Below are 26,988 nucleotides of genomic sequence, written 5' to 3' on the forward strand. Positions count from 1 at the left end.
ACAAGAAAGCCCGTCAGGAGACGGGCTTCAAAATGTGACAGGTTTACCCGGTCAGAGAGGCTTGCCGCGATTGCCATGCTGGCTGACAAAGGCCTGCACGGCTTTCAAGTCGTTGGGCAACACGGTGCAACGCTCATCTCGCTCAAACAAATCAGAAAGATGCGCAGGCAGTTCGAGCGCTTTTCCTACACCGGCTTTCTCCACCGCTTCCGGGAACTTGACCGGGTGAGCGGTGCCCAGGATCACCATCGGGAGGTCCAGGCTGCGACGGCATTCACGGGCCGCCCTGACGCCGATGGCCGTGTGCGGGTCGAGCAGTTCGCCGCTCTGTGCGAACACCTCGGCGATGGTTTCGCAGGTTTGCTCATCGTCCACGGCCAGGGAGTCGAACAACTTGCGGGCTTCGGTCCAGCGCTCAGGCTCGACGCTGAAACCGCCGCCCTGGCGGAAGCTGTCCATCAGCCCGGCAATCGCCGCACCGTTGCGACCGTGCAGGTCGAACAGCAGGCGCTCGAAGTTCGACGACACCATGATGTCCATCGAAGGCGACAGCGTGGCGTGCAGGGTTTCCTTGACGTACTGGTTGCCGCTCATGAAGCGGTGCAGGATGTCGTTGCGGTTGGTGGCGACGATCAATTGGTTGATCGGCAGCCCCATGTTGCGCGCCAGGTAACCGGCGAAGATATCGCCGAAGTTGCCGGTCGGCACCGAGAACGATACGGAACGGGCCGGACCGCCCAATTGCAGGGCCGCGTGGAAGTAATAGACGATCTGGGCCATGATCCGCGCCCAGTTGATCGAGTTCACCGCCACCAGCCGCGTGCCCTTGAGAAAACTCTGGTCGGCGAAGCTGGCCTTGACCATTTCCTGGCAGTCATCGAAGTTGCCTTCGATGGCGATGTTGTGGATGTTGTCGCCGAAAATCGTCGTCATCTGGCGACGCTGCACTTCCGAGACGCGGTTGTGCGGATGCAGGATGAAAATGTCGACGTTTTCGCAATGCTTGCAGCCTTCGATGGCCGCCGAACCGGTGTCGCCAGAGGTGGCACCGACGATCACCACGCGCTCGCCACGCTTTTGCAGCACGTAGTCCAGCAGGCGACCGAGCAGTTGCAGGGCGAAGTCCTTGAACGCCAGGGTCGGGCCGTGGAACAGTTCCATGACCCATTCGTTACCGTTGAGCTGGCGCAGCGGTGCGATGGCATTGTGGGAAAAGACGCCATAGGTCTCTTCCAGGATCTTTTTGAAATCGGCGTCCGGGATGCTGCCGGTGACGAACGGGCGCATGACCCGGAACGCCAGCTCGTGATACGGCAGGCCGGCCCAGGAAGCGATTTCCTCCTGGGTGAAGCGCGGCAGGTTTTCCGGCACATAGAGACCGCCATCCGTGGCCAGGCCGGCCAGGAGGACATCTTCGAAATTCAGGGCCGGTGCCTGGCCGCGGGTGCTGATATAGCGCATTTTTTGGCAAACCTTCGGTTTGAGCTTCAAGGTCAAGCGGCAAGCAACAAGTCAAAGCGGCTCAGCTTCTACTTGCGGCTTGCAGCTTATAACTTGCCGCTAAATTAATTCAAATGTTCGACACGGATACGGACCACCGGCCCAACGACACCCTGGAGCGCTTCCAGCGCCGCAATCGCGTCGTTGATGCTCTGCTCGACCACCCGGTGGGTCAGCAGGATCATCGGCACCAGGCCGTCGTGTTCCTCGACTTCCTTCTGCATGATCGACTCGATGTTGATGCCGCGTTCCGAAAGGATACTCGCCACTTGGGCCAGCACGCCTGGATGGTCCTTGGCCTGGATACGCAGGTAGTAGGAGCTTTCGCACGCCTCGATCGGGAGAATCGGGTGCGCCGACAGCGAATCCGGCTGGAAGGCCAGGTGCGGCACACGGTTTTCCGGGTCCGAGGTCATGGCGCGAACCACGTCCACCAGGTCGGCAATGACCGAAGAGGCCGTCGGTTCCATGCCCGCGCCGGCGCCGTAGAACAACGTCGAGCCCGAGGCATCGCCGTTGACCATCACCGCGTTCATCACGCCGTTGACGTTGGCGATCAGGCGGTCGGCCGGGATCAGCGTCGGGTGCACGCGCAGCTCGATGCCGCTGGCGGTGCTGCGCGCCACGCCCAGGTGCTTGATGCGGTAGCCCAAGGCTTCGGCGTAGTTCACGTCAGCGGTGGTCAGCTGGGTGATGCCTTCGGTGTAGGCCTTGTCGAACTGCAACGGAATGCCAAACGCAATGGACGCCAGGATCGTCAGCTTGTGCGCTGCGTCGATGCCTTCCACGTCGAACGTCGGATCGGCCTCGGCGTAGCCCAGGGCCTGGGCTTCGGCCAGCACGTCTTCGAAGGTGCGACCCTTCTCGCGCATCTCGGTGAGGATGAAGTTGCCGGTGCCGTTGATGATCCCCGCGACCCAGTTGATGCGGTTGGCCGACAGGCCTTCGCGGATCGCCTTGATCACCGGGATACCACCGGCCACGGCGGCTTCGAATGCCACGATCACGCCCTTCTCGCGGGCCTTGGCGAAAATCTCATTACCGTGAACAGCGATAAGCGCCTTGTTCGCGGTGACCACATGCTTGCCATTCTCGATGGCCTTGAGTACCAACTCGCGGGCAACGGTATAGCCGCCCACCAGCTCTATGACGATGTCGATCTCAGGGTTCGTGGCCACTTCGAAGACATCGTTGGTAATCGCAATACCGGTCGTCTGGAACTGAGGCTTTGGCGTGCGCATGGCAATTTGTGCCACTTCGATCCCACGCCCGGCACGACGAGAAATTTCCTCGGCGTTGCGCTGAAGTACGTTGAAGGTGCCGCCACCGACGGTACCTAACCCACAGATGCCTACTTTGACCGGATTCACTCTTGACTCCCCATGAAACGGCCGACGCAAGGTCGGCCGTGAAATACAGCCGCGAAGCTACGCGACTCTGTGTTTAACGGCCCGACGAATGTGTTCGTCGAGCCGTGATCTTCAAAAGCGCACCGCACATGATCATTTCGCGCCCAGGGCCAGTTTGGCCACTTGTGGCGCCGGCTGGTAGCCCGGAATTACCTGACCATCGGCCAAAACAATCGCCGGCGTACCGTTCACACCTATTGACTGTCCGAGCGCAAACTGCTTGGAAACCGGGTTATCGCACTTGGCGGCCTTGATTTCCTTGCCGTCGACCATCTTGTCCATGGCCGCTTTCTTGTCCTTGGAGCACCAGACCGCCTGCAACTGCTCATCGCCCGGCGAACCCAGGCCCTGGCGCGGGAACGCCACATAGCGCACTTCGATGCCGCGTTTGTTCAGTTCCGGCACTTCGGCGTGCAGCTTGTGGCAATACGGGCAGGTAGTGTCGGTGAACACGGTGATGTGGGACTTGGTTTCGCCGATCGCCGGATAAACCACGGTTTCAGCGACCGGAATGCCGTTGATCAACTTGGAAATGCCCTGGCGCTCGGTCATCTCGGTGAGGTTGACCGGCTTGCCGTCCTTGAGCTCGAACAGGTTGCCCTGGACGATGTACTGGCCGTCGGCGCTGGCGTACAGCACGCGGCTGCCCTTGAGCTTGACTTCATACAGGCCGGCCATGGGGCTGGCCGAGATGGCTTCGATCGGCACTTCGAGCTGAAGGTTTTCCAGGCTCTTGCGGATAGCCTTGTCGGCCGCGTCATCGGCGATGGCAAAGGTACTGGCCAACGCAATGGCGGCGGCGGTGAACATCTGGATCAAACGCATGGGGACTCCTGAGGCGAACAAATGAGACGGGAAACGCCGACCCGCAGATTCGGGTTCCAACCGCCCACTGTGCAAACCGGCAAAGCCTACCACATAAGGCTGGCGTGGCCGAATGCCGCTGACGCACGACATGGGTGGAGGCTTTCTGTGGGAGAGGGCTTGTGGGAGCAAGGCTTGCCCGCGATGAACGATAACGCGGTTCAGTTGTTACACCGCGGCGCGGCCATCGCGGGCAAGCCTTGCTCCCACAGGGATTTCATTCAGCCACGAGGATGATGCTTGGCATGCAAGTTCTGCAACCGCGCCCGGGCCACATGGGTGTAGATCTGGGTGGTGGACAAGTCGCTATGGCCGAGCAGCATCTGCACCACCCGCAAGTCGGCACCGTGATTGAGCAGGTGCGTGGCGAAGGCATGGCGCAAGGTGTGGGGCGAGAGGGACTTGCCGATCCCGGCCACCTTGGCCTGGTGCTTGATGCGGTGCCAGAACGTCTGGCGAGTCATCTGCTCGCCACGCAGACTGGGGAACAGCACATCGCTGGGACGCCCGCCCAGCAACTCATGACGGGCATCGCGCATGTAACGCTCGACCCAGACAATCGCTTCCTCGCCCATCGGCACCAGGCGCTCCTTGCTGCCCTTGCCCATCACCCGCAGCACGCCCTGGCGCAGGTTGACCTGCTCCAACGTCAAGCTGATCAACTCGGTGACGCGCAAGCCACAGGCATACAGGACTTCCAACATGGCCCGGTCGCGCTGACCGATGGCCTCGCTGAGATCGGGTGCCGCCAGCAGCGCTTCGACATCGGCTTCCGACAGGGACTTGGGCAGCGGACGCCCCAGTTGCGGCATTTCCACACGCAAGGTTGGGTCTACCGCGATCAGCTTTTCCCGCAGCAAATAGCGATAAAACCCACGCAGACCGGAGAGAAACCGCGCGGTCGAGCGGGGTTTGTAGTTCTGCTCCAGGCGCCACGCCAAGTGATCGAGGATCAACTCGCGACCGGCATTGACCAGTTCCAGGTGATTTTCCTGCAACCAGCCGTTGAACAACGCCAGGTCGCTGCGGTAGGCATCGCGGGTGTTATCGGACAGGCCCTTCTCCAGCCACAGGGCGTCGAGAAACTGGTCTATCAGAGGATGATCGATGGCTGGCATAAGAACTCTTGAAGGATGCGGGCACACACGGCATCGAAATTGAAAATGAAGCTATGCAGGGTGCTCAAAGCGCAAATCGCAGGCAACAAAAAAGCAGCCCGCAGGCTGCTTTTTTTGCATCGGAAGCTGGACTTAAGCCAGTTTTTCCTTGATGCGAGCTGCTTTACCCGACAGGTCACGCAGGTAGTACAGCTTGGCTTTACGTACGTCACCGCGACGCTTGACAGCCATGCTGTCGATTTGCGGGCTGTAGGTCTGGAAAGTACGCTCTACGCCAACACCGTTGGAGATTTTACGAACGGTGAATGCACTGTTCACGCCACGGTTACGCTTGGCGATAACGACGCCTTCGAACGCTTGCAGACGGGAACGGTCGCCTTCCTTCACTTTCACCTGGACGACAATGGTGTCGCCTGGGGCAAAGGTAGGGATTTCTTTGGTCATCTGCTCTGCTTCGAGTGCAAGGATGATTTTGTTAGTCATGCTGTGCTCCTAAGGCGAGTCGTCGGACTCACCATCGATACGTTGTTAACTATCGTCCCGCTCGCGGATGTATTCCTCGAGCAGCTTCTTCTCTTCTCCAGAAAGCGAGCGGCTTTCCAGAAGATCGGCGCGTCGTTCGTAGGTCCGACCAAGGGACTGCTGCAAACGCCAACGCCGGATGTGCGCGTGGTTGCCACTTAGCAACACGTCGGGAACACGCTGATCCGCATACACCTCCGGTCGGGTGTAGTGCGGGCAATCCAGCAGACCATCCGTAAAGGAATCTTCCTCAGCGGAATCCGCATGCCCTAAAGCTCCAGGCAGCAGTCGTGTAACCGCATCGATCAGGACCATCGCCGGCAGCTCGCCGCCAGACAGTACATAGTCGCCAATCGACCACTCTTCATCGACATGAGCTTCAATGAAACGCTCGTCAATGCCTTCATAACGGCCGGCAATCAGGATCAATGCATCCGAATTCGCCAGCTCGCGTACCGCCGACTGGGTCAGCTGGCGGCCTTGGGGCGACAGGTAGATCACCTTCGCACCCTCCCCGGCTGCCGTCCTGGCCTGAACCAGCGCATCTTCCAGGGGCTTGATCTTCATCACCATGCCCGGACCACCGCCAAACGGGCGATCGTCCACAGTGTGATGCCGATCCGTGGTGTAGTCCCGCGGATTCCAACAGGTGAGCTGCAACAGCTCCTGTTTCACCGCGCGGCTGGTTATGCCGTACTCGCTGATGGCGGAAAACATCTCGGGAAACAATGTGATGACTTCAACGCGCAAATTAGCCACGTTTAGAAATCCGCATCCCATTCCACCTTCATCTCGCCTGCGGCAAGGTCGACGGCCAACACGCATTGCTCGGTATAGGGCAACAGGCGTTCGCGATCATCCAGGCTGCCGACGCAAGGCTTGACCACCATGACATCGTTCGAACCGGTCTCGAGCAGGTGATCGATTTTCCCGAGCAATTGCCCGAGGTGGTCGATGACCTTCAGACCCACCAGCTGGTACCAGTAGTACTCGCCGTCGGTCAGTTCAGGGAACAGGTTGCGCGGCACGCAGATCTCATAACCGGCCAGAAGACGAGCTTCTTCACGATCATCGAGACCCTTGAGCTTTGCGACCAGGAACTTGTCGTTCCCGCGTCCGCTGACCAGCTCCACCTGTTTCACGCTACCTTCGCGCTTGAGCGTCCAGGTTTTGTAGTCCAACAGGTTCTTGATCGGATCAGTAAAGGAATACACCTTCACTTCGCCGCGAACGCCATGTACAGAATAGATCTTGCCGACAACGATCAAATCATCAGCATCTTTTGGCGTCGCGTTCATATTGCTCAGGCCGCAGCCTTAGCCGATTCCTTCAACAACTGAGCAACGCGCTCAGAAGGTTGTGCACCAACGCTCAGCCAGTAGGCTACGCGCTCTTGGTTCACGGACAGACGAACTTCCTGACCACGGGCAACAGGGTTGAAGAAACCAACCTGCTCCTTGTGGGAACCGTCACGCGGGTTGCGGCTGTCGGTTACGGTCAGGTGGTAAAACGGGCGCTTTTTGGAGCCGCCAAGGGCAAGACGGATTGTTAGCATGTGAACATCGTTCCTGTAGTCGGTGCTGCAAATCTAAATGCACAGCGGGCATAGGTGCCCGAAAGGCCGCATATTCTAAGGAATATCCGGACTTTTGCAAATGTCTTTTTCCGGCGCCATGCGCCATGCGATCAAGATTTGCCATAGAGCCGTCATGAAAAACGGCAGGTCAGCTCCCGCATAGCACGGGTTTGCTGGAGATCCCCGCATCCGTGCGGGGCAACGCCGGCATGACAGCCGGCGCAGATTCTTTACATTTTCGGCATGCCGCCGCCGGGCAACATACCGCCCATGCCGCGCATCATCTTGGCCATCCCGCCCTTGGCGGAGAATTTCTTCATCATCTTCTGCATCTGCTTGTGTTGCTTGATCAAGCGACCGATGTCCTGCACCTGGGTGCCGGAACCCATGGCGATGCGGCGCTTGCGCGAACCGCTGATCAGCTCAGGGTCGCGGCGCTCGGCCGGGGTCATGGAGTTGATGATGGCTTCCATCTGCTTGAACTGCTTTTCAGCCGCGCCCTGGGCATTGCCCATCTGCGCCAGGTTCACGCCACCGATGTTCGGCAGTTTGTCCATGAGGCCGCCAAGGCCGCCCATGTTCTTCATTTGTTGCAGCTGGTCACGGAAGTCTTCGAGGTCGAAGCCCTTGCCCTTCTTCAGCTTCTTGGCCAGTTTGTCGGCCTTGTCCTTGTCGAGGGTCTGCTCGGCCTGCTCGATCAGGCTGAGCACGTCGCCCATGCCGAGGATGCGCGAAGCGATACGCTCGGGGTGGAACGGCTCGAGCGCTTCGCTCTTCTCGCCCATGCCGATGAACTTGATCGGCTTGCCAGTGATGGCCCGTACCGACAGCGCGGCACCGCCACGGGCGTCACCGTCGACCTTGGTCAGGATCACGCCGGTCAGCGGCAGTGCATCACCGAACGCCTTGGCCGTGTTGGCCGCGTCCTGGCCGGTCATGGCGTCGACCACGAACAGGGTTTCCACCGGGTTGATCGCGGCATGCAGCGCCTTGATCTCGCCCATCATCTCTTCATCGATGTGCAGGCGACCGGCGGTATCGACGATGACCACGTCGATGAACTTGAGCTTCGCTTCCTTGATAGCCGCCTGGGCGATGTCCACCGGCTTCTGGCTCAGGTCGGACGGGAAAAACGTCACGCCGATGTCGTTGGCCAGGGTTTCCAGCTGCTTGATCGCCGCCGGACGGTAGATGTCCGCCGACACCACCATCACCGACTTCTTCTTGCGCTCTTTAAGGAAGCGCGCCAGCTTGCCGGCGGTCGTGGTCTTGCCCGCGCCCTGCAGACCGGCCATCAGCACCACCGCTGGCGGTACGGCGGCGAGGTTCAGGTCCTCGTTGGCGGCGCCCATCAGGCTTTCGAGCTCGGCCTGGACGATCTTCACGAACGCCTGGCCCGGCGTCAGGCTGCGCGACACTTCGGTGCCGACGGCGCGTTCCTTGACCGAATTGACGAAGTCCTTGACCACCGGCAGAGCGACGTCGGCTTCGAGCAACGCCATGCGCACTTCGCGCAGGGTGTCTTTGATGTTGTCCTCGGTCAGTTTCGCCTTGCCGGTGACATGGCGCAGCGTCTGCGAGAGACGGTCGGTTAGGTTTTCAAACATGCGCGATCCTTTCAGGCCCAGATGAGACCGGGATAATGGCGGCCCAGACCGTGAAAAATGTGCTCGGCGAGCCTGCGGCGTGGGCAGGTCGCGGATTATAGCGAAGAAGCGTGCGGCGTACACCTGCTGTGGTCTTTCGTGTGGAGGGGGTTCTATGCCAAACTCAGCGCCTTTCGGGCTTGCCTAACAGGATTTATGCTCCCCTTGTCACCCAGCTTGCTTGCCACCCTCGCCGCCGCTTGCCTTTATGCCGCTGCGACCCTCTATCAAGGCACCCGCCTGGCCACCGGCGCCAAGGCGAACAAACGCCTGCTGGTCACGCTTGGCGTGCTGGCGGTGCTCGGCCACGCGGCCAGCCTTTATACCCACCTGATGACGCCGATCGGCCTGGGCCTGGACTTTTTCAACGCCGCCAGCCTGATCGCCGTCGCCGTGATCGCCCTGACGTTGCTGGCCTGCTCGCGCATCCCGGTGGAAAACCTGCTGGTGCTGCTGTTCCCACTGGGGCTGGCCACGGTGTTGCTGGCGCAGTTCGCGCCGTCGGGCACCGTGCAGATCATCGACGAAGAGCCGGGCATCCTCGCCCACATCCTGCTGTCGATCCTCGCCTACGGCCTGTTCACCATCGCCGTGTTCCAGGCCCTGTTGCTGCTGGTACAGGACCACCAGCTCAAGAACAAGCACCCCTCCGGACTGATCCGCAACTTCCCGCCGCTGCAAACCATGGAAAGCCTGTTGTTCGGTTTCCTCTGGGCCGGCTGGAGCCTGCTGTCGCTGTCATTGATCTCCGGCTGGTTGTTCGTCGAGAACCTGTTCGCCCAGCACCTGGTACACAAGACCCTGCTGGCCTGCCTGGCGTGGGTGGTCTTCAGCGTGCTGCTGTGGGGCCGCAACCGCCTCGGCTGGCGTGGGCACAAAGCGATTCGCTGGACCCTGGCCGGTTTCTGCCTGCTGATGCTGGCGTACTTCGGCAGCAAGCTGGTCCGTGAATACATCCTGCATATCTGACGGACGGACCTGATGGATACGTTGCCCGTAGCGCCGTTGTTCGCCGTGCTGGTGGTGCTGATCCTCTGGTCGGCCCTGTTCACGGCCATCGAAGCCGCCCAGCAACACCTGCTGGCCCAGCGCACGGCTTCGCGCGCCAGTGACAAACCACTGGCGACACTGACCTTCCCGCTGCCCAGCCTGATCCTGTGCAATACCCTCTGTCGCGCCCTCGCCGTGGTCATCGGCACCTTGCTGGCGATTTTTACCTGGCTGGAAAACGGCCCCTGGGTCGCCTGGCTCGGCACCAGCGCCGCCCTGCTGGTGTTCGCCGACTACCTGCCGCGCACCCTGGCCACCCGCCAGCCCGACGCGGTGCTGGCACTGGGTAACACCTTGCTGGGCATACCGTTGAAGATCCTCTATCCATTTGCCTGGCTGTTGAATGGCGCCAGCCAGTTGTTGCTGCGTCCATTTGCCCGCAAGCCCGGCATGGTGCAGCAGAGCGACGACGAAATGCCCGCGCCACCGCGCAGCGAGCAAGAGTCAGAGCAAGGCAGTGGCCGGCTGCATCCGATTTCCGGCATCCACGCCCTGGACAACATCACCGTCAACGATATCCTCGTGCCCCGCAGCGAGGTCGATGGGATCAACCTCGACGACCCCATCGGCGAGATCATCGAACAGTTGCGCCTGAACCGACGGACGCGCCTGCCGGTGTTCCACAGCGATATCAACCAGGTCGAAGCAGTGCTCAACACTCGCCAGATCCGTCACCTGCTGGCGGACGCGAGCCTGACCAAGGAAGCGCTGCTGGCCGCCTCCCATGAACCCTACTTCGTGCCCGAAAGCACACCGTTGCAGCTGCAACTGCTGAATTTCCACAAGCAGCAGCGGCGCCTGGGCATGGTGGTGGACGAATACGGTGAAGTACTGGGCATCGTCACCCTGGAAGACATCCTCGAAGAAATCGTCGGCGAATTCGAGAGTCAGCACAGCCTCGACAACCCCCACGTCCATCCCCAGCCCGATGGCCGCCTGATGATCGATGGCGCGGCGTCGATCCGCGAATTGAACAGGACCCTGGGCTGGCATCTGCCTTGCGACGGCCCCAAGACCCTCAACGGGCTGGTGACCGAAGCCCTGGAAACCATCCCCGAAAGCCCGGTCTGCCTGAAGATCGGGCGTTATCGCCTGGAAATCATCGAGACCGTGGACAACCGCGTCAGCCAGGTGCTGGCGTGGCATAACAGTTCGGTGCCCACGGCGCTCTAAACCCCTTGTGGCGAGGGAGCTTGCTCCCTCGCCACGGGGTTCTGCGCAATGTGTGCGGACTCTCTTGTTGATTCGTTAGCCCCCTTCCTATACTCAACCCGCTTACCCAGCTCCGCCCGAACCCCGTGCCTACCCCGCGCCCGGTCGGTTCCGGCCAGACCATCGGCAAAATCCGCATCAACCCTGGGACTGTTCCTACCCGAAACAGCGACGGGATACCCGTCCGCATCCCTGGGCGTTCGACCATAATAATCGCTCCAACGGAGCACATGACTGTCAGGGATAACCGCATGACGACCGCAACCTGCAACGAGGCTGTGCCTGCCCAGCCGACCAACTCGGCCACTCGCGTGGCGACCGCGAGTTTCATCGGCACTGCCATCGAGTTCTACGACTTCTACGTCTATGCCACGGCGGCGGCCCTGGTGATCGGGCCGGTGTTCTTTCCACAAACCTCAGGCACGGCACAGATGCTGTCGTCTTTCCTGACGTTCGGTATCGCCTTCCTCGCCCGTCCGCTGGGTTCTGCGCTGTTCGGCCATTTCGGCGACCGGATCGGGCGCAAGTCGACGCTGGTGGCCTCCCTGCTGCTGATGGGCGTGTGCACCACGCTCATTGGCGTGCTGCCCGGCTACGCCAGCATTGGCGCCTGGGCGCCGATCCTGCTGTGCCTGCTGCGTTTCGGCCAGGGCCTGGGGTTGGGGGGTGAATGGGGCGGAGCGGCACTGCTGGCCACCGAGAACGCGCCCAAGGGCAAGCGCGCCTGGTTCGGCATGTTCCCGCAACTGGGGCCCTCCATCGGCTTCCTGGCAGCCAACGGGCTGTTCCTGACCCTGGCCATGAGCCTGGACGACGAGCAATTTCGTGACTGGGGCTGGCGGATTCCGTTCCTGCTCAGTGCCGTGCTGGTGATCGTCGGCCTCTACGTGCGGCTCAAGCTCCATGAAACCCCGGTGTTCGCCAATGCCATGGCCCGCCAGGAGCGGGTCAAGGTGCCGTTGGTCGAGCTGTTCAGCCAATACTGGGCGCCGACCTTGCTGGGCGCCGCGGCGATGGTGGTGTGTTACGCGCTGTTCTACATCTCGACGGTATTTTCCCTGAGCTACGGCGTATCCACCCTCGGCTACAGCCGCGAGACATTCCTGGGCCTGCTGTGCTTTGCCGTACTGTTCATGGCCGCCGCTACGCCGTTGTCCGCCTGGGCCAGCGACCGCTACGGCCGCAAACCGATATTGATCATCGGTGGCCTGCTGGCGATTGCCTCGGGTTTCCTCATGGAACCGTTGCTGACCCACGGCTCGACCGGCGGCGTGGCGCTGTTCCTGTGCATCGAGCTGTTCCTGATGGGGGTGACCTTCGCTCCCATGGGCGCCTTGCTGCCGGAACTGTTTCCGACCCACGTGCGCTATACCGGCGCCTCGGCGGCCTACAACCTCGGCGGTATCGTCGGCGCCTCGGCCGCACCGTTCTTCGCCCAGAAACTGGTGGCGATGGGCGGCTTGAGCTATGTCGGAGGCTATGTTTCAGCGGCCGCGCTGCTCAGCGTCATCGCCGTGCTGTGCCTGAAGGAAACGCGCCACAACGACTTGAACCGGGTCGCCTAGGCCGGGCCCGTGGCGAGGCTCTGCGCCTCGCCACGCAAACCTGTCGCCAGCCTGAACGGCCACCAATGAAATAACCGTTAACAATCGCCCACCATTGAAACCACCCCCCACCTGCCCCATCTAAGACCCATACCCCATTGCGCAGGTGCCCCATGAGCGACCAGCACTCTACTGAAGCCACTAACGACTACGCTGACTCCGAACACATCGAACACACTTCCTCCGGCACCGGCCTGGCGCTGCCCGGCCAGAACCTGCCGGACAAGGTCTACATCATCCCCATCCACAATCGCCCCTTCTTCCCGGCCCAGGTGTTGCCGGTCATCGTCAACGAAGAACCGTGGGCCGAGACCCTGGAACTGGTGGCCAAGTCCGATCATCACTCCCTGGCGCTGTTCTTCATGGACACGCCCCAGGAAGACCCGCGCCATTTCGACACCTCGAAACTGCCGCTGTACGGCACGCTGGTGAAGGTCCATCACGCCAGCCGGGAAGGCGGCAAGCTGCAATTCGTCGCCCAGGGCCTGACCCGCGTGCGCATCCGCACCTGGCTCAAGCACCATCGCCCCCCGTACCTGGTGGAAGTCGAGTACCCGCATCAGCCAAGCGAGCCAACCGACGAGGTCAAGGCCTACGGCATGGCGCTGATCAACGCGATCAAGGAACTGCTGCCGCTCAATCCGCTGTACAGCGAAGAGCTGAAGAACTACCTCAACCGCTTCAGCCCCAACGACCCTTCGCCGCTGACCGACTTCGCCGCCGCGCTCACCTCCGCCACCGGCAATGAGCTGCAGGAAGTGCTCGACTGCGTGCCTATGCTCAAGCGCATGGAAAAAGTGCTGCCGATGCTGCGCAAGGAAGTCGAAGTGGCGCGGTTGCAGAAAGAGATTTCCGCCGAGGTCAACAACAAGATCGGCGAACACCAGCGCCAGTTCTTCCTCAAGGAACAGCTTAAGGTCATCCAGCAGGAACTGGGGCTGACCAAGGACGACCGCAGCGCCGACCTCGAACAATTCGAGCAGCGGCTGGCAGGCAAAGTCCTGTCAGCCCAGGCGCAGAAGCGTATCGAAGAGGAGATGAACAAACTCTCCATCCTGGAAACCGGCTCGCCGGAATACGCCGTCACCCGCAATTACCTGGATTGGGCGACCTCCGTGCCATGGGGCGTGTATGGCCAGGACAAACTCGACCTCAAGCATGCGCGCAAGGTGCTCGACCAGCACCACGCCGGCCTGGGCGACATCAAGGACCGCATCCTCGAATTCCTCGCCGTCGGCGCCTACAAAGGTGAGATCAACGGTTCCATCGTGCTGCTGGTGGGCCCGCCGGGCGTGGGCAAGACCAGCGTCGGCAAGTCCATCGCCGAATCCCTGGGCCGGCCGTTCTATCGCTTCAGCGTCGGCGGCATGCGCGATGAAGCCGAGATCAAGGGCCATCGACGCACCTACATCGGTGCCCAGCCGGGCAAGCTGGTGCAGGCGCTCAAGGATGTCGAAGTGATGAACCCGGTGATCATGCTCGACGAAATCGACAAGATGGGCCAGAGCTACCAGGGCGACCCGGCCTCGGCGTTGCTGGAGACCCTTGATCCGGAACAGAACGTCGAATTCCTCGACCACTATCTGGACCTGCGCCTGGATCTGTCGAAAGTGCTCTTCGTGTGCACCGCCAACACCCTGGACTCGATCCCCGGCCCGCTGCTGGACCGGATGGAAGTGATCCGCCTGTCGGGCTACATCACCGAAGAAAAAGTCGCCATCGCCAAACGGCACCTGTGGCCCAAGCAACTGGCCAAGGCCGGTGTGTCCAAGGGCAGCCTGAGCATCAACGACAGCGCCCTCAAGGCCCTGATCGACGGTTACGCCCGTGAGGCCGGGGTGCGACAGTTGGAGAAACAGCTGGGCAAACTGGTGCGCAAGGCAGTGATGAAGCTGATCGACGACCCGAAAGCGGTGATCAAGCTCGGGCCGAAGGACCTCGAGGCTTCCTTGGGCAAGCCCGTGTTCCGCAACGAGCAGGTGTTGTCCGGCATCGGCGTGATTACCGGCCTGGCCTGGACCAGCATGGGCGGCGCGACCTTGCCGATCGAAGCGACGCGCATCCACACCCTCAATCGTGGTTTCAAGCTGACCGGGCAACTGGGTGAGGTGATGAAGGAGTCGGCGGAGATCGCCCACAGCTACGTCAGTTCGCACCTGAAGCAATTTGGCGGCGATCCGAAGTTCTTTGACGAGGCGTTCGTTCACCTGCACGTACCGGAAGGCGCCACACCCAAGGACGGCCCGAGCGCCGGCGTGACCATGGCCAGTGCCTTGCTGTCCCTGGCCCGCAACCAGCCGCCGAAAAAAGGCGTGGCCATGACCGGCGAACTGACCCTCACCGGGCACGTCCTGCCGATTGGCGGCGTGCGCGAGAAGGTCATCGCCGCGCGCCGACAGAAGATCAACGAACTGATCCTGCCGGAAGCCAACCGGGGCAACTTCGAAGAATTGCCGGACTACCTCAAGGAAGGTGTGACCGTGCACTTTGCCAAGCGGTTTGCGGATGTGGCGAAGGTGTTGTTCTGAGGTTTTTTATAGCCGCTGTACCGGCCTCATCGCGAGCAAGCTCGCTCCCACAAGGTTTGGTGTGGATCACAAATGCTGTGAACACCACAAATCCCCTGTGGGAGCGAGCTTGCTCGCGATGGCGTCATCCGCAACAACACATCCCCACCTGACACACCCAGTAGCATCTTCGGTTATGCTCGCCGTTCGTCGTGAATGCCGGAGCCGTTGCCCTTATGTCCCTCACTCGCCTGTTCGTCCCCCTCAGCCTCGCCCTGCTGAGCGCCTGCGCCACGCAAACCAGCAACAACGTGACCGTGGAAAAACTGAGCCAGTGCCCCGTAAGGCTCAATAACGGACAGAACCTGATCCTGAGCCTGCCCAGCAACCCCAGCACCGGTTATCGCTGGGCGATCCAGGATTCGGCCGGTGGTGTATTGAAGGGTTTGGGGCCGGAGGTTTATCGCAACCCGGAAGACGCCGGCATCGTTGGCGCCGCAGGTGTTTCGACCTGGCGCTTCCAGGCGTTCAACGCCGGCACCGGGCGCTTGCGCCTGACTTATCAACAGCCTTGGGCGCCGGAAGTGCCGCCCGTGGAAACCTTTGACTGCGCTATCGCGGTGAACTGACTGTGGGTTGGCTGATCCTCGCACTGATGGGTGCGGCCACCTATCTGTACGGCCTGGCCATGCATGCCACGCTGCTGTGCCTGCTGGTCAAGCCCATGCCGGTGCTGGCCCTGCTCGGCTGGCTGCACGATGCGCCGCCCAGCGAATATCGGCGCTGGATCAGCCTCGGGCTGATTTTCTCGCTGGTGGGCGATGTGTTGCTGGCCTGGCCGGGGGACCTGTTCGTGTTCGGCCTTGGGGCGTTTCTGCTGGCGCACCTGGCCTACCTGAAAGCCTACCTCAGCGACTGCCGCCGACCGGCGCTGCTGCCCTTGGCCCTGGCCTTGGGCATCGGCGCGGTGCTCCTGGCAATCCTGGTGTCGAGCGGTCTCGGGCCGTTGCTGGTGCCGGTGGTGATCTACGGCCTGGTCATCAGCGCCATGCTCTGGCGGGCGTTGGCACGACTGGGCACCGACGTGCCCAAGCGTTCGGCGTGGCTGGCCGCCACCGGGGCGCTGGCGTTTGTGTTTTCCGACAGCCTCATCGGCATCAACCGGTTCGTGCACCCCTTCCATGCCGCGCCTTACCTGATCATCGTCAGTTATTGGCTGGGCCAATGGGGCATTACAGCGTCGGCGTTCGCCCGAAAGCCACACTAAACAAAGCTCAATAATATGGGAGCAAAGGTTCTGTGGGGCACGGCTCTGTGGGAGCAAGGCTTGCCCGCGATGAACGACAGTTCGGTCTTGCTATAGACCGCGGAGCCTTTATCGCGGGCAAGCCTTGCTCCCACAAAGCTCGCTCCCACTGGTTTTTTGGTTAAAATGCCGGCCTTTTCACCACCCATGCCGCTGGAACCGCCGTGAGCAAAGACCCCGATCGCCTATTCGCCCAGCCCCTGGCCCAAGTGCCGGACTTCGCCTTCAACGAGGACGTGGTGCGGGTGTTTCCGGACATGATCAAGCGTTCGGTGCCGGGTTACCCGACCATCGTCGAAAACCTCGGCGTGCTCGCCGCGCAATTCGCCCAGCCGGGCAGCGTGCTCTACGACCTCGGCTCGTCCCTGGGTGCGGTGACCCAGGCCCTGCGCCGTCATGTGCGCACCGACGGTTGCCGGGTGATCGCGGTGGATAACTCGGCGGCCATGGTCGAGCGCTGCCGTGAATACCTCAATGGCCAGGACTCGATGTTCCAGGAGCTGCTGCCGGTGGAAGTGGTCGAAGGCGACATCCTCGCCCTAACGTTCCAGCCAGCCTCGGTGGTGGCACTGAATTTCACCCTGCAATTCATCGCGCCGGACCAGCGCACCGCACTGTTGAGCCGCATCCGCCAGTCCCTGCTGCCGGGTGGCGCCCTGATCCTGTCGGAAAAATTGCGTTTCAACGATGCAGAGGAACACGCCCTGCTCACCGACCTGCACGTTGCGTTCAAGCGCGCCAACGGCTACAGCGAGCTGGAGATTGCCCAGAAACGCAGCGCCATCGAAAACGTCATGAAGCCCGACAGCCTCGAAGAGCACCGCGAGCGCCTCTTGGCGGCCGGCTTCTCGAAAGTCGTGCCATGGTTCCAGTGTCTTAACTTCGCCTCGTTGATTGCCCTGCCATGATCGATCTGTCCCCCCTCGCCCGCCATCTGGCCGGCACGCCCCTGGCCGATTGGGCCGCGACGCTGCAGACGCAACTCGACAGCAAGATGGAAAAGGGCCACGGCGACCTGGAGCGTTGGCAAAGCGCCCTCGATGCGCTGCCGGTTTTGCAACCCACCACCGTCGACCTGCTGAATGGCCTGACCCTCGACACCGATTGTTCCGACGAAACCCGTGGGCAAATGCGTACCGCGTTGATGGGCCTGTCACCATGGCGCAAAGGGCCTTTCGACCTGTTCGGCGTGCACGTGGACACCGAATGGCGCTCGGACTGGAAGTGGTCGCGGGTGGCTCCGCACCTGGATCTTGCGGGCAAGCGCATCCTCGATGTGGGCTGCGGCAACGGTTATTACATGTGGCGCATGCTCGGTGCCGGGGCGGACACGGTGATCGGCGTCGACCCCAACTGGCTGTTCTTCTGCCAGTTCCAGGCGGTACAGCGCTACCTGTCGCAGCCCAACGCCTGGCATTTGCCGTTCCCGTTCGAGGCCCTGCCAGCGGAACTGGAAGGCTTCGACACGGTGTTTTCCATGGGCGTGTTCTACCATCGCCGCTCGCCGATCGAACACTTGCTCGCCCTGAAGGATTGCCTGGTCAAGGGCGGCGAACTGGTGCTGGAAACCCTGGTGATCGAAGGCGACGAACACCAGGTGCTGGTGCCCGAGGACCGCTACGCGCAGATGCGCAACGTGTGGTTCCTGCCGTCGGTCCCGGCCCTGGAACGCTGGCTGCGCCGCGCCGGGTTCAGCGACGTGCGTTGCGTGGACGTGAGCCTGACGACCGTGGAAGAACAGCGCAGCACCGAGTGGATGAAGTATCAGTCATTGAGTGATTTCCTCGACCCCGCCGATCACAGCAAGACCATCGAGGGGCTGCCGGCGCCGATGCGGGCGGTGATTGTGGCGCGTAAATAAATCGCCCAAGCCGCCTGTGTGAGAGCTTCTGTGGGAGTGAACCTGTGGGAGTGAACCTGTGGGAGTGAACCTGTGGGAGTGAACCTGTGGGAGTGAACCTGTGGGAGTGAACCTGTGGGAGTGAACCTGTGGGAGTGAACCTGTGGGAGCAAGGCTTGCCCGCGATGACAGCACCGCGGTCTACAGCAAGGCCGCGTTGTCGTTCATCGCGGGCAAGCCTTGCTCCCACAGGGGATCGGTGTTTAGTCTGAAGACTTGGCTCTTCGGGCCTTGAAGAACTCACTCAGCACCGTACTGCACTCCTCGGCCAACACCCCGCCCTCGAACATCACCCGATGGTTCAGGAAACCCTGGCTGAAAAACTGCCCCTGGCTCTGCACGATGCCGGCCTTGGGCTCCAGGGCGCCGTAGACGACCCGGGCGATGCGCGAGTGGACGATGAGGCCTGCGCACATGCTGCACGGCTCCAGCGTCACATACAGGGTGCTGCCGGGCAGGCGATAATTGCTCACCGCCTGGGCAGCGGCGCGGATGGCGACCATTTCCGCATGGGCGCTGGGATCGTGGCCGCTGATCGGGCAATTGAAGCCGCGCCCGATGATCTCGCCGTCCTGCACCAGCACCGCGCCCACCGGCACTTCCCCCAGGGCGGCGCCTTGGGCGGCGAGGGCCAGGGCTTCGCGCATGAAGTCCTGGTCGCGACTGCGGTCGATGATTCTGGCGGGGCGAATCTGGCGCATCACGCCACCTCGATGGCGGCCATCAGGCCGGTTTCCATGTGGTCGATCACATGGCAGTGGAACATCCACACCCCTGGATTATCCGCCACCAGCGCCACCTGCGCCCGTTCGTTCTTGCCCAGCAAGTAAGTGTCAGTGAAGTACGGCACGACCTTGTGCCGGTTCGACGCGATCACCTTGAAGCTCATGCCGTGCAAATGGATCGGGTGCTGGTACTGGGTCATGTTCTTCAATTCGAAAATGTAGCTCTGGCCTTTCTTCAGCGTGGCGATCGGCCGGTCGGCGCAAGTCTTGTCGGTGATGTCCCAGGCCTTGCCGTTGATCTGCCACAGGCTTGGCGGCTTGCCGTTGTCGACATTGACCGACACCGAGCCGACCCATTCGAAATTGAAGTTGAGTTTCTGCGCATTGGCCAGGTCCGGCTCGGACACCGGGTTGGCTGGCAGTGCCGGCGGCCACTGGGTCGGTGCGTCACTGTTGGGCACCGAACGCAAGGTGCCCAGGCGCACCGGACCATTGCGCAACGACAATTCTTCACCGGCCGGCGGCGCCTTGATCGCCAGGCAAATGCGCATGCCCGGGCCCAGCCAGTATTCCTTGCCCAGCGGGCGCGGTTCGATGGGGTTGCCGTCCAGCGCATAGATCTGCGCTTCAACGCCTGGGATGTTGATGCGGTAAGTCAGGGTGTTGTCGAGGTTGAGCAAACGCACCCGGGTGATCTGCCCGGCCGGCAGGTCGATCACCGCCTGCGGCACACCGTTGATGGTCGCCAGCCGCCCGGCCGTGCCACCACGCGCCGCCTCACGGGGAATGCTGAACGCCACGAACTGGCCTTGCTCGTCCACATGCCAGCTCTTGAGGCTCAGGGTCTGTTCATACTTGAATCCGGTCGGCTCACGTTCCTCGACGATCAACGGTCCCACCAGCCCACGTCCCAGTTCTTCGCTGCTGTTGACGTGGGGGTGGTACCAGTAACTGCCGGCGTCCGGCACGCGGAATTTGTAGTCGAAATATTCGCCCGGCAGCACCGGTAGTTGCGAGACATATGGCACGCCGTCCATCTCCAACGGCAAACGGATCCCGTGCCAGTGGATGGTGGTGGCGACCGGCAGATGGTTGATGAAGCGCACCCGCAACCATTCGCCCTGGCGCACCCGCAGCTCGGTGCCCGGCGCCGAAGGGCCGAACGCCCAGGCCTGGGTCTTGTGCCCGGCCACCAGTTCCACGTCCAGGGGCGCCGCGATCAGTTCATAGTCGTGACCGGCCTCGGCGTCGGCCCGCTTGCCCAGCCAGTACCGCGACGCACCGCCTGCACCCACACCAACGACAACAAGACCGGCCAGGCCACCGAGTATTTGGCGACGGGTAAAGGACATGAACACAACCACCTATTGAATCCGCGCGAACCGTTGGGCCCGCAAAAGGCGAATACGATACACCCGCAATTGAGAAATATTAAGTGAAGGATTGTCGCGGCACTCGCTCGAACAATGATGGCCGTCACCCAACCAAAGCTTCCAACTCTTTGGCAGCCAGGCTCGGTAACCGTCGGCCCTCTTTCGCAACGTTGACCTGGGAGGCCACCAGGGCCACGTCCAGCACGCTCTTGGTAAGCGAATAGCTGCCCTTTGCCTGCAGCCAGGTCAGAACGTCCGCCAAGTGCCAGATAGACGCACTTCCCTCGTGCACCGGCGTCGGGAAGCTGCTCGGATGAGCCAGCATCAGCTTGCGCATGTTCTGCCGTGAGACACCTACGATCTCAGCTACGTCGGTCAGGCCCACCAAGTCAGGGGCAACCTCGATCAGTTTGGCCGACGGCACCGCGCGGCGGACGTCGCTCAGAGCGCTAAACACCGCCTTGACCGCATCGGGAGCCTCGCGAGTGAACTCAAGCGCCAGCCGCCCCGGCTGCCCAATGCCGACCAGGGCATCGTCACAGCCAGCTTCACCCAGCCGCTCGACCAGCTCATCCGCGGCACAGTCATCGTCAGCAAGCTGATATTTCAAGGTAAAGGTATATTCCATCGTTCTATTCCTCAGCAGCGTCATCAGCCTCGGGACGACTGCGACAGGTGGCCAAACTCCTCCCTTGGATGATAAGCACTTCTCGGCAAACTCGATGAGGGCAGAATCGTAGCGAAAGGTGACGACACCGAGCGGCTTTAAGCGAGAAGTCCCAGGACACCGCTGAGAAAAATCGGGATGACCACCCAAATGGAAAAGCCCTGGGGGGTTCATCCACAGGGCTTTCAGGCACGCCGCAACGCAAGGATCAGCCCGCCAATAAACGCGCCTTCTCACCCCGAGGCGTGAAGAACGCCAGCGCCGCCGCGACGACGAACAGCGCGGGCACGTCGCCGAGCAGATGGCCGTAATGGCTCATCCCGTCCATACCGACACCAAAGGACTGCACGGCCATGATCGCGCCGTGCACGACGCTCGACCATACGGTGAACCAGATCAGGCTCAAGTGCCTCATCGGATCACGGGAAGCCCTCAGCAGGAATACGCCCAGGGTGGCGTAGAGACCGACAATCATCAGCGGATAGTCGGAATGGCCGCTGTGCCAAGTCCAACCGGACGGCCACAGGATCATCAGTGGCCAGATCGCGAACACGGCGATCAGCCCCACAACGATTAAAACGATACGTAACGCGGCGAGTCGTTGGGTGTCATTCATGGCAGGCTCCTTATTCCGGCGTGTCTGTCGCCGTAACTGGACGCCCTTGAGTATAGGACTCTCCTCGGACATGCCCCCTTGAACCCGCACCGTCATTCGCCCTGACGGTGGTCGAGAGCCCCGTTATTCGCTGATTCGCGCCAGCCAGGCCTTATGTTCAGGCCGTGTATCAGCGGGCAAGTCCCGAATGTAGGCGTGTAACTCTGCCTGCATACCGAACACCCTCCATATCAGCGGAGCCAAGCGCAATACAGGGCTGCGCGCCTGTTCCAACTCACGCAGCAATTGCAGGCTGCGTTCTTTGTATTCGGCGAGTGCGTCCGACTGGTAATCGAAGGCTTTGCCCAGCCCGGAGATGTACATCAATTTTGCGACTTCAACCGTCGGCCAGTGGAGAGCCATGTTGAGCGGCCAGTCGAGCATGGCGCGCTCACCCCACATTGCGGACTTGGGCATATGCCCGTTCGCCAGCAGCGTCAACGTGAAGGCCTGGCCCAGCTCGGTCAGGTACACCGGCAGAACTTCGGCCGTGGGATGCAGGTAGAACGAATCCAGTGGTGTCTCGCGCCTCAGTCCAATGCCGGCCAGCAAGCGCGTCTCAAGATCGAGTACCAGCGCGCCGATGTCTGCTGTCACCGCGCTGCCGATTTCCGCGGCCTGCTGGGTGCGGGTCGCGCAGTCCCAGAGCTTCAGGGAAATCTGCCATTGGGCTTGATCACCTTCACCCGAACAGCCGATCTCGCCGGTGATGAAGGACTTCATCGTCGGCGGCACGATATCGAAAAGCGCGTGGCCGTCGGCTTCACACCCCGATAGCACCGGGCCGCCGCCTTCCACGATTTGGATGTAACAAGTGCCTACATGGTCGCTCCAGTAGTGCACGGCTTCAGACAGGTAAAGAGGAATCGCGCGCGCGAAGCGCCCCAGTTCATCCTCCCGTTGCGATTCGGCGCGCTCTGATCCGTCTGTGCTTTTGGATAACGCGAAGAAGCCGATTTCCGATGCCCCTTCCGGTTTCTGCGCAAAGAACCAGTCGGCATTGCGCAAACCGTAGTGCCAGATCGGCTGGCTCAATGCCAACGTCGCGAACCTCAGGCTTTCAGGATCAACCGGCACGCCTTGGTCGTCCTGCTTGTGCATTTGCAGGAAGGCTTGGGCAAACTGATCGAGTTGGCTTTTGATCGGTGCAAAACCCAGGGCATACAGGCGGGCGAGCAGCGCCTCGCCTTCGACCGCATTCCCGAGTGCCTGATAGGCGCGCAGCAAGTTGATACCGGCCATGGGGTCGTGTTTGCGTTCATCGTAGACAGGCCCGACCAACTCAACGATCAGTGGGATCTGGCCGTTGTTACCCAAGTCGCCCGAGATCATCATCAGGGCATTGCCGTCGAAGGTACCCGCCGTCAGCACCTGCGCGTAAAACCTGCGTGCCGACTCGACGTCGTTCTGTTCCAGGCAATGACGCGCCAACCACAATGGCGCACGCCAACTACCGGGTAACGCCGCCACGGAACGCAGCGCCTTGAGATAGCCCGCCTCGCCGGCCCTTTCCCGCTGCATGGCTGCCCACCACAACAGGCCGTTCTCCAGGTTGGGGTCGGCCTGGATCGCGCGCCAAAGCGTTTCATCGGCAAGCACCGGCTCGCCTCGCTCGCTGAAGACCTTGGCCAGGTTGGTCAGCAAGGTACCCGTCGCGCCTACTTTCGCCATCCCCGTGCGCAGCGTGTTTTCGGCGGCATCGAGCTGGCCGTTCTCCATCAGCACAATGCCCTGGATGACATGGCTGCGCTCGGGATTGCTGTCGATCTCGACAAGTTGCGCAGCGGCCGGGATCAAGTCAGCGACAAAGCCATCATTCAACCCCGAGATAATCAGGCTGTAGAGCTCGTCGGCAGAACGCCATTTCTCCTGCAGGTTTGGCAGGAAGACTTGGTCGCGCCACTCGTTGCGGGTGATCTTCATCTCACGACCGTAGCTGTCGTAGACCGTGATAAGTTCATTGTCGGCCGGCTGGGGCGGCGTCGCCTCAGGGTGCGCAGAAGAAACAGGTGCCGAAGTGCGGGACTTCTTACCGCCCAGGGCGGACAGGATGCGTTTGAACATAAGGGCAATGACACCGTTTCTGAGTTTGTCGGCACGGTGTTCCTGGGATGGAAGTCTGCAGTCTTCTTGTGAGCGGCCGACAGCTTTGCGCATTCACTTGCAGAGAGCGACAAACGTGGACAAGCCAAGAGCAACGATGGGGGAAGTTGGCATTTAAGCACAACTTCAAACACGACTTTGCGCAGCCGCTGGGCACAGACACCTTGGAAACGTCTATCCCCCTGTGGCGAGGGAGCAAGCTTCCTCGCCACACTGATAGGTTGCCGAATGCCTTATTGGAAAGTTCTTATCGTCATGAAAAGACTATCCCTGCATGGTCAGTTTGCGTCGGCATCCATTTTTGGAACGCCAATGGTTTTGCGTTCACCCGTTGCGGAGATTTCGTACACGTTCATGACCCAAGTGTCGGCGATCACGGTTTCAACCAGGTAATTCTTCTTGGCTTGCGGCGTGAATTGCTGCGCAACAGGCTGTTCCTTGTCGAACGGCGTGGGCATGGGAATACCGTTAAAGGTAAACGGTTTGTCCTTGACCTCCCCTTTTACGTACACCGTTTTGTCCGATTCGACCAGTTGACTGATGTTGTCAGTCCCACCGGCGATTTTCTTCAGATAAGCCGGTATACGCTTGAAGTAAGCAGAGTCGTAAACCCGCTCACCCGCGCTCATGAATCCAGTATTGGCATACCCGTACAGGTAACTGACAGGACGATCACCCTCGCCGCCTATGGTACGGAAAGTCACGCTGGCTTGATGGTCATTCATGGCCAGTGGAACGACCGGCCCTGAAGTAAGATCACCCGCCTGACGGCTGCTGCAGCCGGTCATGACAAGGGCGAAAGTGATTGCTAATGGAAACGCCAAAGAAGTTTTCATTCGATCCCTGAACAGTTTAAAAAGGACTGTATAGAAGCATTTGCAGAGTGGAAGTTCCCTGTACGCTGTCGGTGCTGCTGTGGAATTGCCCCGCCTGCCGACGCCACGCTGATCCTACACCACTGGAGAGACTCACCCGACGGCGTCTCACACTTTATCCGAGTCAAACCATAAGAAATAACGCCATGTGCACGAGGAGCCTGTTGCTGAGTTTGTGCGCAGTGTTACTGGTTGGCTGCACGGGAAGGGGCTTTCAACCGCCGCCTGGGGACTTCACACAATGGTACAAAAAGGGGGTGTCCCAATCGGGCGTCGACAACGCCATGCGTGCTTGCGGGTATACCAATCTTGATGGCGCGGGAGACACCTCGCCGATTGATGTTGTGCTGACCCGGTTCTACTGCATGAAAGACGCAGGGTTCTCGCGCAGGGACAATCTCGACCTGTGCAAGGAAGGCCGCATCGGCGAATCATCGGTGTGCGAAGGCCGCCGGTAACGTTTTCGAGTGTCATGAAAACGCTGTAAACGACGGCTTCCAAGCCAGAAGGGGCAGCAATCCGACCGGCCAAAGACACCCCGCGCCACCGAGCGGGGGCGTCCTCCCTGTTACTCCCTTTCAGCTTGCCGGATTGCGTGCCGTGACGATCCACGCCGCGCCGTCGATCATCACCGAGCGCTCGCCGGGGAGGCCCGCGAAGGCGGCACGAACCGCGGCCCAGGCGCGGGCGCGGATGTCGTCGGGCTGGTCAGCGAGCACAAGCGACAGCGGGCCGCCCTCGAACGCCATCTTCACCCCGTCGTCGATCGCTTCGTCCCGCGTCCCGCCCTCACCGAACGGGATAGAAGCATCGAAGGGCGCGATCGCGATATCGGTGAAGCCGGCCGCCGTCAGGATGCGTGTCACCCGCCCCCGATCACCAAACGAGAATGGGCCGGGCGCTTCGGGATCGGGCGGTGCGGTCAGTGGGACGATGCCCTTGATCGCGCCCATCGGCAGGCGCACCCAATCGTTCTCGGCCACGCCGCGCCAGCAGACGAAAGCGACCCGCCCGCCCGGCCGAAGCGCGCGTCGCATATGGGCGAACGCCCCTGTCGGATCGTCGAAGAACATCACTCCGAAGCGCGAGAACAGGATGTCGAAAGCGCCCTCGGGCAGCTCGGCGCGGCTGGCGTCGGCTACCCGGAACCGGGCCGGCGTATCCTGGGGTGCCCGTGCGTGCGCTCGGCCGATCAGCGGTTCGGATATGTCCACGCCCAGCACATGGCCGCCCGCGCCGACGCGGCCAGCCAGATCCAGACTCGATGCGCCCGCGCCGCAGCCGACGTCCAGCACGCGTTCGCCCGTGGCGGGCGCGGCGGCTTCGATCGCGGCCTGGCCGAACACCGCAAACATGGCGTCGAGCCGGGCCTGGTTGGCGGCCCAGTACTCACGCTTTGGCCATTCCAGTCGGCGACCTGAGGGGCTTTTTGCTCTGTCATGACATCTCCTCGTTTTGATTCGTTCTTGACCAGCGCCCCTTTGATCGAGGCAAGGAGGAAAGGACGCTACTTGGCCCATGCCGCGATCCGTTCCGCGATCGCCTCAGGGGCCTCGATGTGCAGGAAGTGACCGACGCCGGGGACGACCTCCATCGCGTGCGGGGCGGCGAACCGATGTCGGTCGTCGACCTGCGCGGGGAGGATGCAGCCGTCGTTGGCACCGTGAAGCTGCAACAGGGGCACCGTGATCGGCTGAGACATGCGGCGCGTCGCACCAATCATGCCGGGGCGCAGCATCGCCCGGTAATACTTTAGGGGCGCGGGCATGCTCTTGCGCAGATGCTCGTGTAGCTCTGCCTTGAGAGCGGGATCGAGCGAGAAGCCGGGGGACCACTGACGCCAGAGGCGGTCGATGAAGGCGAGATCGCGGGCGGTGGCGATCCAGCCGCTTCCAGGCAGTTGAAAGAGCCCCATGTACGAGCTCCGGCGCAGTTGAGCGAGGTGCGTCAGCCGGCTCATGAACGTGAGCGGGTGAGGGATTGCGAGCGCGACCGCGCGTTCGATCCGCTCCGGCGCGGTGACGCAGGCGTCATAGGTGATCAGGGCGCCCCAGTCGTGGCCAATCAACTCCACGGCTCGCCCCGGAGACCAGCGGTCGATCAGCGCGAGCACGTCGCTGGTGAGGGCTGCGAAGTCGAACGGGCCCGCGGTCGGGGACGGTGAGTAACCGCGAAGCCAGGGTGCGATGACGTGACGGCCACGGCGGCCGAGCTCGGCAAGGAAGGGCTTCGCGGTCGGCGGATGATCCGGGAAACCGTGCAAGACGATCGTCGGTTGACCATCCGGATCACCCCCCTTCAACGCATGAAAGGTACCGTGTGGCAGGTCGAAAGTGACGTGTTCGAACTCCATGTGTGTCAGCCTTTTTTCAAGAG

General features: G+C 61.6%; 26 protein-coding genes. 9 read left to right on the forward strand and 17 right to left on the reverse strand.

All coding sequences use genetic code 11. The annotated features are described in order from the left end of the window. Positions 1-51: 51 nt before the first annotated feature. The 9 genes from thrC to ffh all read right to left on the reverse strand — a co-directional run bounded on the left by thrC (position 52) and on the right by ffh (position 8,596). Positions 52-1,461: a threonine synthase gene (gene thrC / locus AO356_RS06380; RefSeq protein ID WP_060739054.1), complete on the reverse strand. Its 1,410-nt coding sequence runs from the start codon at positions 1,459-1,461 to the stop codon at positions 52-54. A gap of 104 nt (positions 1,462-1,565) precedes the next feature. Then, positions 1,566-2,870, reverse strand: a complete 1,305-nt coding sequence (locus AO356_RS06385; RefSeq protein WP_060739055.1) for a homoserine dehydrogenase — start codon at positions 2,868-2,870, stop codon at positions 1,566-1,568. 132 nt (positions 2,871-3,002) lie between these two features. Further along, entirely contained in the window at positions 3,003-3,734 is a 732-nt protein-coding gene (dsbC, locus tag AO356_RS06390) for a bifunctional protein-disulfide isomerase/oxidoreductase DsbC (protein WP_060739056.1), read from the reverse strand. A 260-nt stretch (positions 3,735-3,994) separates the two neighbouring features. After that, entirely contained in the window at positions 3,995-4,891 is an 897-nt protein-coding gene (gene xerD, locus AO356_RS06395) for a site-specific tyrosine recombinase XerD (RefSeq protein WP_060739057.1), read from the reverse strand. A gap of 132 nt (positions 4,892-5,023) precedes the next feature. Continuing rightward, on the reverse strand, positions 5,024-5,374 hold the full coding sequence (rplS, locus tag AO356_RS06400; RefSeq protein WP_003175895.1) for a 50S ribosomal protein L19: 351 nt from the start codon (positions 5,372-5,374) through the stop codon (positions 5,024-5,026). 45 nt (positions 5,375-5,419) lie between these two features. Next, on the reverse strand, positions 5,420-6,193 hold the full coding sequence (gene trmD, locus AO356_RS06405; RefSeq protein ID WP_170845966.1) for a tRNA (guanosine(37)-N1)-methyltransferase TrmD: 774 nt from the start codon (positions 6,191-6,193) through the stop codon (positions 5,420-5,422). After that, entirely contained in the window at positions 6,175-6,711 is a 537-nt protein-coding gene (gene rimM, locus AO356_RS06410) for a ribosome maturation factor RimM (protein ID WP_058544503.1), read from the reverse strand. Before rimM ends, trmD begins: the two co-directional genes overlap by 19 nt. 5 nt (positions 6,712-6,716) lie before the next feature. Continuing rightward, on the reverse strand, positions 6,717-6,968 hold the full coding sequence (rpsP, locus tag AO356_RS06415; protein ID WP_003198088.1) for a 30S ribosomal protein S16: 252 nt from the start codon (positions 6,966-6,968) through the stop codon (positions 6,717-6,719). 251 nt (positions 6,969-7,219) lie between these two features. After that, entirely contained in the window at positions 7,220-8,596 is a 1,377-nt protein-coding gene (gene ffh / locus AO356_RS06420; RefSeq protein ID WP_060739058.1) for a signal recognition particle protein, read from the reverse strand. 195 nt (positions 8,597-8,791) lie between these two features. On the opposite strand from ffh, the gene AO356_RS06425 reads away from it, so the two are divergent. The 8 genes from AO356_RS06425 (at position 8,792) to cmoB (ending at position 18,175) form a co-directional block, all read left to right on the forward strand. Then, entirely contained in the window at positions 8,792-9,604 is an 813-nt protein-coding gene (locus tag AO356_RS06425; RefSeq protein ID WP_060739059.1) for a cytochrome C assembly family protein, read from the forward strand. 12 nt (positions 9,605-9,616) lie between these two features. Further along, the gene (locus AO356_RS06430) at positions 9,617-10,858 is read left to right on the forward strand and encodes an HlyC/CorC family transporter (protein WP_060739060.1); all 1,242 of its coding nucleotides are present in this window, start codon (positions 9,617-9,619) and stop codon (positions 10,856-10,858) included. A gap of 290 nt (positions 10,859-11,148) precedes the next feature. Continuing rightward, positions 11,149-12,462 (forward strand): MFS transporter, encoded by a 1,314-nt coding sequence (locus AO356_RS06435; RefSeq protein ID WP_060739061.1) that lies wholly within the window; start codon positions 11,149-11,151, stop codon positions 12,460-12,462. Positions 12,463-12,614: 152 nt separating this feature from the next. Next, on the forward strand, positions 12,615-15,029 hold the full coding sequence (gene lon / locus AO356_RS06440) for an endopeptidase La (RefSeq protein WP_060739062.1): 2,415 nt from the start codon (positions 12,615-12,617) through the stop codon (positions 15,027-15,029). A 215-nt stretch (positions 15,030-15,244) separates the two neighbouring features. Continuing rightward, positions 15,245-15,637 (forward strand): protease inhibitor I42 family protein, encoded by a 393-nt coding sequence (locus AO356_RS06445; protein ID WP_060739063.1) that lies wholly within the window; start codon positions 15,245-15,247, stop codon positions 15,635-15,637. 2 nt (positions 15,638-15,639) lie between these two features. Then, entirely contained in the window at positions 15,640-16,275 is a 636-nt protein-coding gene (locus tag AO356_RS06450) for a lysoplasmalogenase (RefSeq protein WP_060739064.1), read from the forward strand. Between the two features lie 203 nt (positions 16,276-16,478). Further along, the gene (cmoA, locus tag AO356_RS06455) at positions 16,479-17,222 is read left to right on the forward strand and encodes a carboxy-S-adenosyl-L-methionine synthase CmoA (protein ID WP_060739065.1); all 744 of its coding nucleotides are present in this window, start codon (positions 16,479-16,481) and stop codon (positions 17,220-17,222) included. Next, a complete protein-coding gene (gene cmoB, locus AO356_RS06460; protein WP_060739066.1) occupies positions 17,219-18,175 on the forward strand; it encodes a tRNA 5-methoxyuridine(34)/uridine 5-oxyacetic acid(34) synthase CmoB in 957 nt (318 codons plus the stop codon). The genes cmoA and cmoB overlap by 4 nt, the downstream gene beginning before the upstream one ends. Positions 18,176-18,417: 242 nt before the next feature. On the opposite strand, the gene tadA is transcribed toward cmoB, so the two are convergent. From tadA to AO356_RS06490, 6 genes are all read right to left on the reverse strand, one after another. Then, on the reverse strand, positions 18,418-18,915 hold the full coding sequence (gene tadA, locus AO356_RS06465; protein WP_060739067.1) for a tRNA adenosine(34) deaminase TadA: 498 nt from the start codon (positions 18,913-18,915) through the stop codon (positions 18,418-18,420). After that, a complete protein-coding gene (locus tag AO356_RS06470) occupies positions 18,915-20,291 on the reverse strand; it encodes a multicopper oxidase family protein (RefSeq protein ID WP_060739068.1) in 1,377 nt (458 codons plus the stop codon). Before AO356_RS06470 ends, tadA begins: the two co-directional genes overlap by 1 nt. 124 nt (positions 20,292-20,415) lie before the next feature. Then, positions 20,416-20,940 (reverse strand): helix-turn-helix transcriptional regulator, encoded by a 525-nt coding sequence (locus AO356_RS06475; protein WP_060739069.1) that lies wholly within the window; start codon positions 20,938-20,940, stop codon positions 20,416-20,418. Between the two features lie 247 nt (positions 20,941-21,187). Then, a complete protein-coding gene (locus AO356_RS06480) occupies positions 21,188-21,595 on the reverse strand; it encodes a DUF6632 domain-containing protein (protein ID WP_060739070.1) in 408 nt (135 codons plus the stop codon). 123 nt (positions 21,596-21,718) lie between these two features. Then, positions 21,719-23,698, reverse strand: coding sequence for a tetratricopeptide repeat protein (locus tag AO356_RS06485; RefSeq protein WP_060739071.1), 1,980 nt, complete (start codon positions 23,696-23,698; stop codon positions 21,719-21,721). A gap of 317 nt (positions 23,699-24,015) precedes the next feature. Next, positions 24,016-24,573 carry a hypothetical protein gene (locus tag AO356_RS06490; RefSeq protein WP_060739072.1) on the reverse strand — a complete coding sequence of 186 codons (558 nt, stop codon included), beginning with the start codon at positions 24,571-24,573 and terminating at the stop codon, positions 24,016-24,018. Positions 24,574-24,758: 185 nt separating this feature from the next. Here AO356_RS06490 and AO356_RS32990 point away from each other — a divergent pair, with 185 nt between their 5' ends. Beyond that, entirely contained in the window at positions 24,759-25,070 is a 312-nt protein-coding gene (locus tag AO356_RS32990) for a hypothetical protein (protein WP_060739073.1), read from the forward strand. 120 nt (positions 25,071-25,190) lie between these two features. On the opposite strand, the gene AO356_RS06500 is transcribed toward AO356_RS32990, so the two are convergent. Beyond that, positions 25,191-25,967 (reverse strand): class I SAM-dependent methyltransferase, encoded by a 777-nt coding sequence (locus tag AO356_RS06500; RefSeq protein ID WP_237140804.1) that lies wholly within the window; start codon positions 25,965-25,967, stop codon positions 25,191-25,193. Positions 25,968-26,119: 152 nt separating this feature from the next. Next, positions 26,120-26,965, reverse strand: coding sequence for an alpha/beta fold hydrolase (locus tag AO356_RS06505; protein WP_060739074.1), 846 nt, complete (start codon positions 26,963-26,965; stop codon positions 26,120-26,122). Positions 26,966-26,988 lie beyond the last annotated feature (23 nt).

Source organism: Pseudomonas fluorescens, assembly GCF_001307275.1.
GTDB classification, from domain to species: Bacteria; Pseudomonadota; Gammaproteobacteria; order Pseudomonadales; family Pseudomonadaceae; genus Aquipseudomonas; species Aquipseudomonas fluorescens_AA.

Bases quoted from the DNA above. Each gene is read 5' to 3' on its own strand.
- AO356_RS06425 (WP_060739059.1), top strand. From the start codon at position 8,792: ATGCTCCCCTTGTCACCCAGCTTGCTTGCCACCCTCGCCGCCGCTTGC.
- ffh (WP_060739058.1), bottom strand. From the start codon at position 8,596: ATGTTTGAAAACCTAACCGACCGTCTCTCGCAGACGCTGCGCCATGTC.
- AO356_RS06485 (WP_060739071.1), bottom strand. From the start codon at position 23,698: ATGTTCAAACGCATCCTGTCCGCCCTGGGCGGTAAGAAGTCCCGCACT.
- trmD (WP_170845966.1), bottom strand. From the start codon at position 6,193: ATGGGATGCGGATTTCTAAACGTGGCTAATTTGCGCGTTGAAGTCATC.
- cmoB (WP_060739066.1), top strand. From the start codon at position 17,219: ATGATCGATCTGTCCCCCCTCGCCCGCCATCTGGCCGGCACGCCCCTG.
- lon (WP_060739062.1), top strand. From the start codon at position 12,615: ATGAGCGACCAGCACTCTACTGAAGCCACTAACGACTACGCTGACTCC.
- AO356_RS06435 (WP_060739061.1), top strand. From the start codon at position 11,149: ATGACGACCGCAACCTGCAACGAGGCTGTGCCTGCCCAGCCGACCAAC.
- tadA (WP_060739067.1), bottom strand. From the start codon at position 18,915: ATGCGCCAGATTCGCCCCGCCAGAATCATCGACCGCAGTCGCGACCAG.
- AO356_RS06500 (WP_237140804.1), bottom strand. From the start codon at position 25,967: ATGTTTGCGGTGTTCGGCCAGGCCGCGATCGAAGCCGCCGCGCCCGCC.
- AO356_RS06505 (WP_060739074.1), bottom strand. From the start codon at position 26,965: ATGGAGTTCGAACACGTCACTTTCGACCTGCCACACGGTACCTTTCAT.
- AO356_RS32990 (WP_060739073.1), top strand. From the start codon at position 24,759: ATGTGCACGAGGAGCCTGTTGCTGAGTTTGTGCGCAGTGTTACTGGTT.
- AO356_RS06470 (WP_060739068.1), bottom strand. From the start codon at position 20,291: ATGTCCTTTACCCGTCGCCAAATACTCGGTGGCCTGGCCGGTCTTGTT.
- AO356_RS06490 (WP_060739072.1), bottom strand. From the start codon at position 24,573: ATGAAAACTTCTTTGGCGTTTCCATTAGCAATCACTTTCGCCCTTGTC.
- rimM (WP_058544503.1), bottom strand. From the start codon at position 6,711: ATGAACGCGACGCCAAAAGATGCTGATGATTTGATCGTTGTCGGCAAG.
- AO356_RS06480 (WP_060739070.1), bottom strand. From the start codon at position 21,595: ATGAATGACACCCAACGACTCGCCGCGTTACGTATCGTTTTAATCGTT.
- rplS (WP_003175895.1), bottom strand. From the start codon at position 5,374: ATGACTAACAAAATCATCCTTGCACTCGAAGCAGAGCAGATGACCAAA.
- rpsP (WP_003198088.1), bottom strand. From the start codon at position 6,968: ATGCTAACAATCCGTCTTGCCCTTGGCGGCTCCAAAAAGCGCCCGTTT.
- xerD (WP_060739057.1), bottom strand. From the start codon at position 4,891: ATGCCAGCCATCGATCATCCTCTGATAGACCAGTTTCTCGACGCCCTG.
- AO356_RS06475 (WP_060739069.1), bottom strand. From the start codon at position 20,940: ATGGAATATACCTTTACCTTGAAATATCAGCTTGCTGACGATGACTGT.
- AO356_RS06430 (WP_060739060.1), top strand. From the start codon at position 9,617: ATGGATACGTTGCCCGTAGCGCCGTTGTTCGCCGTGCTGGTGGTGCTG.
- dsbC (WP_060739056.1), bottom strand. From the start codon at position 3,734: ATGCGTTTGATCCAGATGTTCACCGCCGCCGCCATTGCGTTGGCCAGT.
- AO356_RS06445 (WP_060739063.1), top strand. From the start codon at position 15,245: ATGTCCCTCACTCGCCTGTTCGTCCCCCTCAGCCTCGCCCTGCTGAGC.
- thrC (WP_060739054.1), bottom strand. From the start codon at position 1,461: ATGCGCTATATCAGCACCCGCGGCCAGGCACCGGCCCTGAATTTCGAA.